The organism is Shimazuella sp. NTD250, assembly GCF_059510375.1.
Map to the genome: position 1 here is coordinate 49401 of NZ_JCAJZS010000004.1, position 13110 is coordinate 62510.

12 protein-coding genes are annotated in these 13110 nt (G+C 39.4%); 9 read left to right on the top strand and 3 right to left on the bottom strand.

Annotation, left to right across the window (positions count from 1 at the left end; genetic code table 11):
- Positions 1–84 precede the first annotated feature (84 nt).
- From mnmE to rsmG, 3 genes are read left to right on the top strand one after another with little or no spacing between them, the layout of a single operon-like run.
- Complete coding sequence (mnmE, locus tag AC5WOF_RS11100; RefSeq protein ID WP_496050026.1) at positions 85–1461, top strand: tRNA uridine-5-carboxymethylaminomethyl(34) synthesis GTPase MnmE; 1377 nt, start codon at positions 85–87, stop codon at positions 1459–1461.
- A 48-nt stretch (positions 1462–1509) separates the two neighbouring features.
- Positions 1510–3387, top strand: a complete 1878-nt coding sequence (gene mnmG / locus AC5WOF_RS11105; protein WP_496050027.1) for a tRNA uridine-5-carboxymethylaminomethyl(34) synthesis enzyme MnmG — start codon at positions 1510–1512, stop codon at positions 3385–3387.
- The gene (gene rsmG / locus AC5WOF_RS11110; protein ID WP_496050028.1) at positions 3384–4094 is read left to right on the top strand and encodes a 16S rRNA (guanine(527)-N(7))-methyltransferase RsmG; all 711 of its coding nucleotides are present in this window, start codon (positions 3384–3386) and stop codon (positions 4092–4094) included. Before mnmG ends, rsmG begins: the two co-directional genes overlap by 4 nt.
- A 95-nt stretch (positions 4095–4189) precedes the next feature.
- Here rsmG and AC5WOF_RS11115 read toward each other — a convergent pair whose 3' ends face one another.
- On the bottom strand, positions 4190–5968 hold the full coding sequence (locus AC5WOF_RS11115) for a hypothetical protein (protein ID WP_496050029.1): 1779 nt from the start codon (positions 5966–5968) through the stop codon (positions 4190–4192).
- Between the two features lie 185 nt (positions 5969–6153).
- A complete protein-coding gene (locus tag AC5WOF_RS11120) occupies positions 6154–7353 on the bottom strand; it encodes a ParM/StbA family protein (protein WP_496050030.1) in 1200 nt (399 codons plus the stop codon).
- Between the two features lie 361 nt (positions 7354–7714).
- Here AC5WOF_RS11120 and noc point away from each other — a divergent pair, with 361 nt between their 5' ends.
- The 3 genes from noc to AC5WOF_RS11135 all read left to right on the top strand — a co-directional run bounded on the left by noc (position 7715) and on the right by AC5WOF_RS11135 (position 10214).
- The gene (gene noc, locus AC5WOF_RS11125; protein ID WP_496050031.1) at positions 7715–8539 is read left to right on the top strand and encodes a nucleoid occlusion protein; all 825 of its coding nucleotides are present in this window, start codon (positions 7715–7717) and stop codon (positions 8537–8539) included.
- Positions 8540–8602: 63 nt separating this feature from the next.
- A complete protein-coding gene (locus AC5WOF_RS11130) occupies positions 8603–9364 on the top strand; it encodes a ParA family protein (RefSeq protein WP_496050032.1) in 762 nt (253 codons plus the stop codon).
- On the top strand, positions 9357–10214 hold the full coding sequence (locus AC5WOF_RS11135; RefSeq protein ID WP_496050033.1) for a ParB/RepB/Spo0J family partition protein: 858 nt from the start codon (positions 9357–9359) through the stop codon (positions 10212–10214). The genes AC5WOF_RS11130 and AC5WOF_RS11135 overlap by 8 nt, the downstream gene beginning before the upstream one ends.
- Before the next feature lie 49 nt (positions 10215–10263).
- Here the strand turns inward: AC5WOF_RS11135 and yyaC are convergent, their stop codons facing one another.
- Complete coding sequence (gene yyaC / locus AC5WOF_RS11140) at positions 10264–10836, bottom strand: spore protease YyaC (RefSeq protein ID WP_496050034.1); 573 nt, start codon at positions 10834–10836, stop codon at positions 10264–10266.
- A gap of 156 nt (positions 10837–10992) precedes the next feature.
- Here yyaC and AC5WOF_RS11145 point away from each other — a divergent pair, with 156 nt between their 5' ends.
- The 3 genes from AC5WOF_RS11145 to AC5WOF_RS11155 all read left to right on the top strand — a co-directional run bounded on the left by AC5WOF_RS11145 (position 10993) and on the right by AC5WOF_RS11155 (position 12994).
- Positions 10993–11208, top strand: a complete 216-nt coding sequence (locus AC5WOF_RS11145) for a DUF951 domain-containing protein (protein ID WP_496050035.1) — start codon at positions 10993–10995, stop codon at positions 11206–11208.
- A gap of 31 nt (positions 11209–11239) precedes the next feature.
- Entirely contained in the window at positions 11240–12340 is a 1101-nt protein-coding gene (gene ychF, locus AC5WOF_RS11150; protein WP_496050036.1) for a redox-regulated ATPase YchF, read from the top strand.
- Positions 12341–12466: 126 nt separating this feature from the next.
- A complete protein-coding gene (locus AC5WOF_RS11155) occupies positions 12467–12994 on the top strand; it encodes a hypothetical protein (protein WP_496050037.1) in 528 nt (175 codons plus the stop codon).
- The last annotated feature ends 116 nt before the right edge of the window (positions 12995–13110 follow it).

Consider the following 13110-nt stretch of genomic DNA (forward strand, 5'->3'; position numbering starts at 1 on the left):
CGCTTATGCCTTTGACTCCCTTTGCGGGGGTTTTTTTTCTTGCATTTGTGCTAAGATAAGTTATTAGATGAAGAGGTGGATGTTGTGGAAAACGATACAATTGCAGCTATTGCAACAGCAATGGGTGAGAGTAGCATTGCCATCATTCGCGTTAGTGGAACAGATGCAGTTACTCTTGTTGATCATATATATCAAGGAAAAAACAAACTGAGTACAGAAGCAACTCATACTGTACATTATGGGCATATTATCGACCCTTCTACAAAAGAGAAGATTGATGAAGTACTGGTGACAGTTATGTTGGCTCCACGGACATTTACAAGGGAAAATGTAGTGGAAATTAGCTGCCATGGCGGTTTGGTTGCAGTGGAGCAAACATTAGGCCTTTTATTGTCCACAGGTGTTCGCTTAGCTGAACCTGGGGAATTTACGAAGCGTGCATTTTTAAATGGGCGTATTGATCTATCTCAAGCGGAAGCTGTGATTGATCTAATTCGTGCCAAGACGGATAAAGCAGCTAAGGTAGCAATTCGCCAGTCGGAAGGAAAATTATCTCATCATATTCGAGCCTTGCGAAGTGAAATTGTGGAAACTCTGGCCCACTTAGCCGTAAATGTCGATTATCCAGAATATGATGCAGATGTGTTGACAAGTCAGTATGTTGTAGATCGTTGTATGTCCATTAAAAAGGATATCAATAAGTTATTAATAACAGCAAAACAAGGAAAAATCTTACGCGAAGGCATTGCTACAGCGATTATTGGCCGTCCAAATGTAGGAAAATCTTCTCTGATGAACGCATTAACCCAAGAGAATAAGGCTATAGTGACGGATATCCCTGGTACTACACGGGATGTCATAGAAGAATATGTCAATGTACGTGGGATTCCTTTAAAATTATTGGATACAGCTGGGATTAGGGAGACAGAAGACATAGTAGAGCAAATCGGAGTAAAACGCTCTGAAGAGGCATTACAAAATGCAGATTTGGTTTTGCTCATGCTAAATCATTCGGAAGCATTGCAAAAGGAAGATATACGGCTGATCGAAAAAAGTAAAACTTATCCTACTATTCTTATTATCAATAAAACAGATCTACCTAAACAGATTGATTACGAAGAAATAAAGAAACATATTGGCAATCGTCCTATGATTTCATTATCTGTCAAAGCAGAACAAGGTTTAACTCAGTTAGAAGAAACGATCAAAACGATGTTTTTTTCAGGTCAAGTAGATATGAATGACCAAACTTATGTCAGTAACGCGAGACATATTAGGCTATTAGAACAAGCAAAAGCAAGCATAATGGAAGTGATGAACGGGGTAGAACTTGGTATACCACTCGATATGGCCGAAATCGATATGAAAAATGCTTGGCAAGCACTGGGTGAAGTCATCGGCGAAGCGGTTGCGGAAGATTTAATCGATCAGATCTTCTCCCAGTTTTGCCTCGGAAAATAGGACAGATGAAAAGGAACATTAGAAAATGAAAAGTGAGAGGTGTAAAAAGTGAGTTATCATGCGAGTACTTACGATGTTATTGTGATCGGGGCTGGTCATGCAGGTTGTGAAGCAGCATTAGCAGCTGCCCGAATGGGTTGCCAAACGCTACTCCTTACCTTAAGTTTGGATACGATTGCTTATATGCCTTGTAATCCGTCCATCGGCGGACCAGCAAAGGGACATGTGGTACGTGAACTGGATGCACTTGGTGGGGAAATGGGTAAAAATATTGATAAAACCCATATTCAAATGCGTATGTTAAACACTGGGAAAGGGCCGGCCGTGTATGCACTCCGTGCGCAAGCAGATAAAGTTCTCTATCAAAGAGAAATGAAGAAAGTATTAGAAGAAGAGCCAAATCTTACTCTGCATCAAAACATGGTAGAGAAGCTACTTATCCAAGATGGTGTATGTAAAGGAGTTATCACCCGTACTGGAGCAGAGTATCATGCTGAAACAGTGGTGTTGACAACTGGAACATATCTACGTGGGAAAATTATTATTGGCGATCTCCAATATGAAAGTGGACCAAATAACCAACAACCGTCGGTCAATTTGGCACTTCATTTGCAAGAACTGGGATTTGATATGGTACGGTTTAAAACAGGAACTCCTCCACGTATCAATAGTCGGACGATTGACACGAGTAAAATGGAAATTCAACCAGGAGACGAAGAACCGAGGGCTTTTTCCTTCGAAACAACAGAATATATCACAGATCAGTTACCATGTTGGTTGACGTATACAAATGAAAAAACACATCAATTTATTCAAGACAACTTACATCGAGCTCCTATGTATTCTGGAAAAATAGAAGGTAGAGGTCCACGTTACTGCCCATCGATTGAAGATAAAATCGTCCGATTTGCAGATAAAAGTCGCCATCAGATTTTTATTGAACCAGAAGGTAGAGAAACACTGGAAATGTATGTCCAAGGTTTATCTACTAGCTTACCAGAAGATGTACAACAAGATATTTTGCGTACGATTGATGGATTAGAAAAGGCAGAAATGGTCCGTACTGGTTATGCGATTGAATATGACGCAATCATACCAACTCAGTTGTGGCCAAACTTAGAGACGAAACTAGTTCCGGGATTATTTACTGCGGGACAAATCAATGGTACATCTGGCTATGAAGAAGCAGCAGCACAAGGTATTATGGCTGGAATTAATGCTGCAAGAAAGGTACAGGGCAAAGAGCCAGTCATTTTAGACCGCTCGGAAGCCTATATTGGTGTGTTGATTGATGATCTTGTGACAAAAGGAACCAACGAACCTTACCGTCTGTTAACTTCTAGAGCTGAATATCGTTTATTGCTTCGACATGATAATGCAGACCTACGCCTAACAGATAAAGGGTATGAAATTGGTCTGATTAAAGAGGAGCGTTATGGGCGATTTGTCGCGAAACGGGATGCTATTGAAAAGGAAATTGCTAGATTACGCAAAACAAAGTTGACTCCAAATGCAGAGGTGCAAACGAAGTTAGCAATGTTAGGAACATCAGAAATAAACAATGTAATGGAGTTAGCAAATCTCATCAAGCGTCCAGAGCTCTCTTATCAAGATATTATGAAACTGTCTCCATCATCAGAAGAACTGAGTTCAGAAGTCATGGAGCAAGTAGAGATACAGCTGAAATATGAAGGTTACATTCAAAAATCATTGCAGCAGGTAGAAAAGATGAAACGAATGGAAGAGAAACGTATTCCACATTGGGTGGATTACACCAAAGTTTCTGGTCTGTCCTCTGAATCTCGTGAAAAACTACAGCAAGTTCAACCAGTGTCATTGGGACAAGCCTCTCGTATTTCTGGGGTAAATCCAGCTGATATCTCCATTCTGATGATTTATATTGAACAGGGCGGGAGAACGGCATGACGAGCTACTTGCAAAATGCTTTTGAGTTAAATGATTCACAATTGAAGCAGTTTGAAACCTACTATCGTTTGCTGGTAGAAAAAAATAAAGTAATGAATCTTACTGCTATTACAGACAGACAAGAAGTAGAGATAAAACATTTTTTTGATTCCTTGACTATTTCCCAGGTAATAAACTTTCATGAAGTCAATACCATTATGGATGTTGGTACAGGAGCTGGTTTTCCGGGAATCCCACTTAAAATTGCATTTCCGCATTTACATCTGACGCTTCTGGATTCGTTGCAAAAACGTATTTTCTTTTTACAGGAAGTTGGAGAAGCATTAGGTTTGGATAAAGTAGAATATATTCATGGTAGAGCAGAAGATATAGCAAAAGATCATCGCTATAGGGAACAATATGATATAGTAACTTCCCGAGCAGTGGCAGGATTAAATATTTTAGCGGAGTATTGTTTACCTTTTACAAGTGTTGGCGGGACTTTTGTAGCAATGAAAGCAGGAGAGGCAGAGCAGGAAGTAGCGAATGCAGAGCAAGCTCTTACCTTGTTAGGAAAAGTGTCACAAGCGATTCATCCTTTAACACTCCCTGAGGAAATGGGGGAGAGGAAATTAGTACTAATGAGAAAAAGGCAATCTACACCCAAAAAATATCCCAGAAATGCTGGGATGATAAAAAAATCCCCTCTTGGAGGAAACAAAACTTGATCTCAAAGTGTTGAGGTCAAGTTTTTTAGTTAGAGGATGGTGATCATTAGGATAATAGGAAATTAAAAATCCCCCATGGAGGGGGAGAAGAATGTTTATCCTAAATTATTAATTAAGTTATGAAGACCGCGAAGGGCGATCTTGCGTTTTTCGATTTTATCCATCTCTTGTCTTTTTCGATCATTACTATTAGAAAAAGACGGGAAAAAGTCTTCAAAGCTATTATAACCATATGGTTCTTCGAATTCGATATTATCGATTTTGAGATTGTCTGAGGTTGTTTCTATCGTATCGGATTTTGTCTCTTCTTCCTCAGAAGGGATAGCTTTAGCTGAAGGATCAGGTTTGGTTGCTTTGATTGATTCGTCTTCTATATCAGGTTGTATGAGAGACTCTTGTACAAGCGACGAAAATGAATTTTCAGGTTGAGATGTTGAACTAGGTTGTACAATTGGATTTGGAATGGCAGCTTCTAGTGATGAAAAAAGTCGACTCTTTTTATTTCTACGGCGAGAAGAAAATGGTTCCAATGGAAATACATCAGGTTTTTTTGTTTGCTCTTCATCAGTTTGGTCATTTGTTATTTTTTCTTGATTGGTTGGGTTAACAGTTGAATTAGATGTTGTTTCTTGGTGCAAATTGTGGAAAGAAAATTTTTTTCTTAACCGTATATCTCGATTTAAGACAAGAGTATGAGAGTTAGTCTCGTCTTCAGTAAAAACCTCATTTTCATCTACTGATTGGATTTCAGCTGCTTCTATTATTACTTCTTCTTTTTCCTCTGTATTTTCTTCAAGAATAGAGTTTGATTCTTCTACTTCAGATTCTTCTATATGAGATTGCAAAATAAGTTCATCCATATCAGGTAACTTATTTTGTTTCATTACAGGTTGTTCTTCTGTTTCTTGTTCGTATTGTTCATCTTGATCTATGCGGACATCAGATGAATTTGTTTTAGATAGTTCTATGTTTTCTTCTTCTAGATTTGCAGTCTTGTTGATAGGCGGTGGACCATGAAAAATGAAATTGTTTTTGTCATCAAAAAAGTTTGGTTTGGGAATGATATATGGTTCGGATTCTATTTCAATATTATCGTTTGTTTGTTCTTCCAGATTTATTTCCAGCTCATTTTGGTTTTCCTGTTTTTCTTCTACTTGTTCTTCTTCCTCTATTCGGATTGGATTAAACAGATGATAGGAAGAGATCATAGAGCTTGATAAACTATTTTTTTCGTTCCGCTGAAGCCCTGGAAATTTGTTACGACGGATTCCTAACATACGATTATCAATAAGGGAACTCTCTTTGGCTAAGGGAGTGATGATTGGGAATGAGAATGTTCTATCTTCCTCTGATATATCGTGATCTTCTTCTAACTCTTCTTCTAATTCTTCAGATGTTGGAGATGAAATTTCTATTGGTTCCTCTACTTTTTCTTTTGTTTCTTCCGAATCATCATCAGTAAAAGTAAATGCAACCTTTTCTGCTTCTGCCTCATCTTGGAGCACAACTTCATTTTCAGTATTGTCTTCCGGTGTATTAGGTAAATCCATCTCTATGACTTCTTCTACTTGATCGTTTATTTGCTCTTCGATTGCTTCAGGATCATACATTTGTACGATCGGTTGCAAAAGATAGGTTGTGGTGTTTTGAAAAGAAGTTTGCATCTGATGTTGTTGAATCTGTAGGTGAGTAATTGTTTCATTTGATTCTGTTGTGTGAACTCTTTTCTGAGCCATCATAGTTATCATCATTTGGGGATCTATAGGTATGTAAAGGACTCGCTTACCTTCTTGTTCTAGAGCCTCTACCGTCTCCTTTGATTCATCATCAAATCCCAATACAACAGTGTCAAATTCATGATCATGTATATTCATCTCGTAATCCCTCCTTTTTTAGCTATAAATAGATCGCCCATTTCTTCCATCCTATTATCTCTTTTTTTTCGGCATAAGGCTAGTTCCAATTTCGTTTGGTTCGTGCCTGTTTCATTAAAAATACAGCAGAATCCCCCAAAATATTGGGGGATTCAAAGGATAGAAGTTGTATCTATTCTACTTCTCTATTTTTTCATTTTTTGTGGTTGATGTTGTTGTTTCTTATTCATTGCTTCACTAAGTGCATCTGGGACAGTGAATTCTTGCTGTATAGTTGCAGCAGCTTCAAGCAGGTCTTTGACAGGTACTGCTTTGGATTTGGATTGAGAGAATTTGCACAGTCCGAATCCGTTTGCAAACTGAGCTTCGATCCCATAATCTTCAGCAAATATGAGTTTATCACCAAAGCGTTCCCGATAGAATGGTTTAAATGGAATGGATGCTCCACCAGTCAAGATAATATAGGTAATATCATCACCAAAGTCTAGACGTTGCCAAACTTCTTCTACTAGGTTAGAACCTACTTCACGAACACATTCTTGGACAATGGCGCTTACATCATGAGTTTTTCCTTTAAAGCTAATTTCACCAGAATTCACAATTCGAGGTAAACTCCAAATAGGATATTCTTTACCGTTGTTTTCGGCATCTGCATTGCGAGTAAAATCCAATAATCTTTTAGAAAGTAAATTATACACATTAAGCATAGCATGACGAGAGGTAAAACTCTGGCGTTTAATGATGGTTTCCCCATGGAGTGTTTCAATATCAGAAGTACCAAATCCTAGATCATTAATACTCACTTTTTGGATAAATAGATCTTCATTTAACAGCTTTCCATCCCGGTCTAATGCGATGTGGAACAGAGTAGCCATTGGTTGGCTGATAACAAATAAGTTTTCTTTTTTAATTTCAAATTCAATTTTACGATAAGGGAGGTTTCCTTGTTTTACCTCGAAAGTATGTTTACCAATTAGACGCCTTTTCAGTTCGTCTTTGTAATCGATGTAACTATCTGTTGGCAGAGCTACTGATACTACTGGCTCATTGTTCCCCTGTAGCATCAAACCTGTACTTACACGGAACATAATGAGATATTCTTGTTCACGGAACCAGGTTGGGCTAAACAAACGACGTTTGTGTGAATCAAATAATTCATCGTCACCAGATTGTTCTACTGCTAATTTTCCGCAAAACCATTCCCGATCTCCATCTGCTTCTCGATACATAATGTTATGTGGATCATTGTTGTAAGTGATTTCACCTACACGGTTTGGAACAACCATATTGCGGATAAACATTTTATAGAATTTACCATTAGCACGGCTTACTACCTTTGTACCGTAGTAACCTTGGTCGTTACCTATGTAGACTGGTGTACTCATTATTTGGTTTCCCCCTAAGTCAATCACGTAGTTTTCTATCTTCCCTCTCAACGATTCTACCAATTACAAGTAATAGGATCAAGGACTTTCTCATCGAAAGCAATGACTGATAAAAGGACAATCTAATTCTTGTTAAATGCAAATATGTTTATAGGTAATAATTAGGGGAGGCTAAAATGTTTCACGTGGAACAACCAATTTTTGACTTTTTTAGCAGGTAGTAACGAAAGTATAGCGAAACTATAAAGAATAAGAGCAGATTTTTGTGTATACATCGTTAGGATTGAAAATTTTAGAGACAGGATAAGAAGAATTACACGGATTCTGCTTACATAATACGATGAACAGGCGGTGGAAAGGTATGAAAGAACCGTTTAGTCGGTTATTTGGCTTAGCAGAGAAACAACAAATTGAGGAAGTAAAACAAATTCCTGTGAGCCTCATCAAACCAAGTCCTTATCAACCACGAGCAATTTTCTTAGATGATCGACTAGAAGAATTGTGTCAGACCATCCGGATCCACGGAGTTATCCAGCCTGTAGTAGTTCGCCAAAGAGGCAAACATTATGAATTAATAGCAGGGGAGCGAAGGTTAAGAGCAGTTAAGAAGTTGAATTTCCCTACTATTCCAGCCATTATTCGAGAACTCAGTGATTCTCAAGCAGCTTCTGCTGCACTGATTGAAAATTTACAGCGAGAAGGCCTAACCTCAATAGAAGAAGCAAAAGCTTTAGAACAGTTATTAGAAGTGCATCATTTGACACAAGAAGGATTAGCCCAAAGGCTTGGGAAAAGCCAATCCACGATTGCGAATAAACTAAGGTTATTACAGCTGCCGCCATTTGTGCAAGAAGCATTGTTAGATCGATCGATTACAGAAAGGCATGCGCGTGCTCTTTTAGCCTTAAAAGATGAGGAAAAACAGCACAAATGTTTACTTGAAATAATCGAGAAAGAGCTTAATGTAAAACAGACAGAAGAAAGAGTTAAAAAATTATTGGAAACAAAAGAAACTGCAAAGAGAACAGCTAAACCATATTCACGGGATTTTCGTTTAGCTGTCAATACAATCCGCCAATCTTTGGATATGATTAAGCAGACAGGAATGGATGTCATTGCTTCTGAAGAAGAGTCTGATCAGTTTTATGAACTAAAAATTCGTATTCCAAAAGCTACAAGGGATTGATAGGTAAAACGATTTTCCTATAGAATAATAGAGAAAAATGTTAAAAAGTGAGTAGGTGACACCGTGGGAAGAGTAATTGCAATTGCAAATCAAAAGGGGGGCGTCGGAAAAACGACGACATCAATCAATTTAGCAGCTAGTGTAGCAGCTATGAAAAAGAAAGTTTTATTGATAGATATAGATCCCCAAGGAAATACAACAAGCGGATTAGGCATAAATAAAGCGGATGTGGAAGAATGTGTGTATGATGTATTGATGAATGAAAAAAATCCTGCTGAAGTGATAATTTCCACTAGTGTAGATCGATTGTGGTTATTGCCAGCGACCATTCAGTTAGCTGGTGCTGAAATTGAGTTAAGCCAAGCTATATCACGAGAACTTAGATTAAAGTGGGCCATTCAACAGATAAAAGATCAATTTGATTATATTTTTATTGATTGTCCTCCTTCACTAGGAATTATTACTTTGAATGCATTAACAGCTGTAGAATCTGTTCTGATCCCGATTCAATGTGAATTTTATGCACTAGAAGGTTTAGGACAGCTATTAAATACCATTCGTATTGTCCAAAAGCATTTAAATAAACGTTTGGAAGTAGAAGGTGTTTTACTTACCATGTTTGATGGGCGGACCAATTTGTCGATGCAAGTAATGGAGGAAGTAAAAAAGTACTTCCAAAGCAAAGTATATCAAACTGTGATTCCAAGAAATGTTCGATTAAGTGAGGCCCCGAGTCATGGTGTACCTATTCTTGCATATGATCCAAAGTCGCGTGGTGCAGAGTGTTATGTGAGTTTAGCCAAGGAGGTAGTTGCGAATGGCTAAAGGCCTAGGTAGAGGTTTGGATGCACTGTTTACAAAGGTAGATGTTGAGAATGAAGATGTGATCAGCGAGGCAAATGTAGAAGAACTTCGTCCTAACCCGTATCAGCCACGCAAAAATTTCGATGATCAAGGAATTCAGGAATTATCTGAATCGATCAAACAACATGGAGTAGTTCAGCCGCTTATTGTTCGAAAAAGTATTCGCGGTTATGAAGTAATCGCAGGTGAAAGGCGACTTCGAGCTGCAAAATTAGCAGAGTTAGAGAAAGTCCCTATTGTCATACGAGAATTTACAGATGAGCAGATGATGGAGATTGCTTTAGTAGAAAATTTGCAACGAGAAGATCTTAATCCGATGGAAATTGCTACGGCATACCAGAAATTGATGGATCGTTTAACCTTGACACAAGAAGAATTAGCGGGTCGTGTAGGAAAGAGCAGACCACATGTTACCAATTTCCTTCGTCTCTTGCAATTACCAATGGAAATTCAATCTGATGTTTCACGTGGAACATTATCAATGGGACATGCTCGGGCGATTTTAGGAGTAAAAGAAGAGCAGTTGCAAATACAATTAGCAACAAAAGCCATCAAAGAAAGAGCCAGCGTTCGTCAATTAGAGGAATGGATTCAACGAGTCCATCACGAGAAACCACAAAAAACAAAAGAGGCTCCAAAAAGAGTGGAACCTACTATAAAACGGTATGAAGATATGTTACAACAAGTATTTTCCACGCCTGTGAAGATCAAACCTGGGCGGAAAAAAGGGAAAATAGAAATCGAATATTTTTCCGATAGAGAATTAGAACGACTTATTGAACTGATCCAACAAGATCATATGATTCAATAATTGGAAGCAAAGGGAGGGAGCTCTCCCTCTATTTTTTTGTTCGAACATGTTAGACTTCATGGGTCCATACATCTCGGGCAGATTGCATGCTAATCGCATTTAAGATGGAATCAGAGATAATCTGAGCCATTCGCATTACTGTGCTTAAACGTGTGTTTTGTAGTACCATATATTCCATAAATCCAGCGACGTTGACGATACCCGTTACATGAATTTGTCCAACTTCAGGTAATTGTTTATTTACACCTGCTCCAGGTTTAATTGGGCCTACTCCTATTTGGATCGAACCAACACTATTTAATTTACCTAGGCAGGCATCTATTGCAATGACTAAAGCATCAGGATAGAGACGTTGAAGGTAAGTCAATTTTTCTGGTAAATTTAAAGCATGAACTGGATCATCTAGTGTTCCAAGCACAATGATGTGATCAGATTCCTGTTTGGAGAGAAAAGTACCAACAAGCGGACCAAGGGAATCACCTGTAGAGCGGTCTGTTCCAATACAGACACATACAATCTTTTGATAAGAAAAAGTATCTAAAATAGATGCAATGGAATGGGTAACATCTAGGGTTGCAGAAGGTTCAGTATGGGGAATGCTATAGGAAATTGTTTGGTTCAAGGTAACTCCCTCCATTACTCTCAAGCTCTTTAACAGTATACGGAAGAAGCTGGTAATTTATACGTATCCTATCATTTGAATTACTAGATTTGGAGAGTTAAGGAGAAAAACTCCTGCCGTTGATAGGTTAATACCACTATTAGTAGGTGATAAATAGTGCAACGAAAAGAGTTTGGCTTAGGCGATATTGTCCAAATGAAAAAAGGACATCCATGCGGGACAAATGCATGGAAAATAATTCGAATGGGCATGGATATTCGGATGAAGTGTACAGGATGTGATCATAGTGTCCTGCTTCCAAGAAATCGATTTGAACAACGCTTAAAAAAAGTGTTGATCCCAGCAGAAAAAGATGGAGATCAAGCAAAGTAATTTTGAGATATATCGTAAAGGGGAAAAGGCAGTGGCATTGACAACAGGAATTGTGGGATTACCGAATGTAGGCAAATCCACTTTATTTAACGCAATTACAAGAGCTGGCGCAGAATCAGCAAACTATCCTTTTTGTACGATTGAACCCAATGTAGGAGTAGTTGATGTACCAGATGAAAGGTTGAGAAGGTTAGCAGAACTGATCAATCCTCAAAAAGTAGTGCCAACTGCTTGTCAATTTGTCGATATTGCAGGTTTGGTAAAGGGTGCCAGCCAAGGAGAAGGTTTAGGGAATAAGTTTTTATCACACATTCGTGAAGTAGATGCGATTTTACATGTAGTGCGATGTTTTGAAGACGACAATATCACTCACGTATCTGGGAAAGTCGATCCTCCCAGTGATATGGCTACGATCCAATTAGAATTGATATTGGCAGATATGGAGACAGTGGAGAAACGGCTAGACAGAGTTGCTCGCCAAGCGAAAACAGGGGAAAAAGCAGCAGTTCAAGAACAAGCATTGCTACAAAAGGTTTTGACGACTCTGCAAGAAGAGAAGCCAGCGAGAATGACCGATGCTGCTAAAGATGAATTGGAACAACTAAAAACGTACAACCTGTTAACCATGAAAGATGTCCTATATGTTGCGAATGTTAGCGAAGATGAAGTAGCAAATGCGGATGATAATCCATATGTTCAGCGTGTGCGGGAAATCGCTGAGGCAGAAGGTGCCGGTGTAGTAACGATCAGTGCACAAGTAGAAGCTGAGATTGCGGAACTTGATGGGGAAGAAAGAGAGATGTTCATCGAAGAACTTGGACTAGAGTCATCCGGTTTAGATCGCTTGATCCATGCAGCATATCGTTTACTTGGACTGTATACGTTCTTTACCGCAGGAGAAAAAGAAGTAAGAGCATGGACGATCCGAAAAGGAACGAAAGCTCCACAGGCAGGTGCAGTTATTCATACTGATTTTGAACGTGGGTTTATTCGTGCGGAAATCGTAGGCTATGAAGCATTGATTTCCTCTGGCGGTTTTGTTGGGGCTAAAGAAAAAGGTTTGATGCGTTTGGAAGGCAAGGAATACGTTGTACAGGATGGAGATATTATTACTTTCCGTTTTAATGTTTAATATTGAATCTGTTAGCAAGAAACAATCCTAGATTGTTTCTTGCTTTTTTTTGCAATAAAATAGATTTACAAAGTAGGTTTGAGTCCGAGGAATTTTTGGACTCCCAAACAGAAAAAGAGGGACAGTATGTCTCAGGAAACCAGCGACTCCAAGACCGGCGAGCCGATGAAGCTGAGCGAGGCCGAGTACATCATCATCGATGGCATGGGGCTGTTCCTCGGCCGCCTCGTCATGATGGGAGAGCTGGAGGAGGTACCCGACACATTTCAGGACACACTCCTCAACCACACCCGAGCGAAGCAGCAAGTTTCCAAGGGCAACCTGAACGTAGCTCGGGAGCACCTCAGGGAAGGTATCAAGAAGTTCGAGGAGACCCTCCAATCGTTCATCACTCATGAGGTGTGGGTGCTGACAGCGGCCGAACGTGTCATCATCGAAATGGTGCGGATGGTGATCAACACCCTTCACCAGAGCGTTCGTCCCGAGGAACTGACCGAGGTGACGGAGATCAAGCAACTCCTGAACACAACGGATCAGCTCTCTAAGTCCAACCTGATCAATGCCCGGAGGCACCTTGAGGAGGGCATCCGGAGGTTCAGGGACACTCTCAACAAGCTCATCGATTCCGGAGAAGGAAATTCCCTCAACATCTGATGAGCAGGCGCCCGGCGCATGGAATTGTTGCATTCCATGCGCCGGGCGCCGCTGCGTTTAACAAATTCGCCTAGCTCTAAAGCAGATGATAGCTCAAAAAGATGAAACAACTCGAT

What these genes read in the sequence shown, in the direction of transcription:
- rsmG (WP_496050028.1), top strand. Translation starts at nt 3,384, where the DNA reads ATGACGAGCTACTTGCAAAATGCTTTTGAGTTAAATGATTCACAATTG.
- AC5WOF_RS11115 (WP_496050029.1), bottom strand. Translation starts at nt 5,968, where the DNA reads ATGAATATACATGATCATGAATTTGACACTGTTGTATTGGGATTTGAT.
- AC5WOF_RS11120 (WP_496050030.1), bottom strand. Translation starts at nt 7,353, where the DNA reads ATGAGTACACCAGTCTACATAGGTAACGACCAAGGTTACTACGGTACA.
- noc (WP_496050031.1), top strand. Translation starts at nt 7,715, where the DNA reads ATGAAAGAACCGTTTAGTCGGTTATTTGGCTTAGCAGAGAAACAACAA.
- AC5WOF_RS11135 (WP_496050033.1), top strand. Translation starts at nt 9,357, where the DNA reads ATGGCTAAAGGCCTAGGTAGAGGTTTGGATGCACTGTTTACAAAGGTA.
- AC5WOF_RS11155 (WP_496050037.1), top strand. Translation starts at nt 12,467, where the DNA reads ATGTCTCAGGAAACCAGCGACTCCAAGACCGGCGAGCCGATGAAGCTG.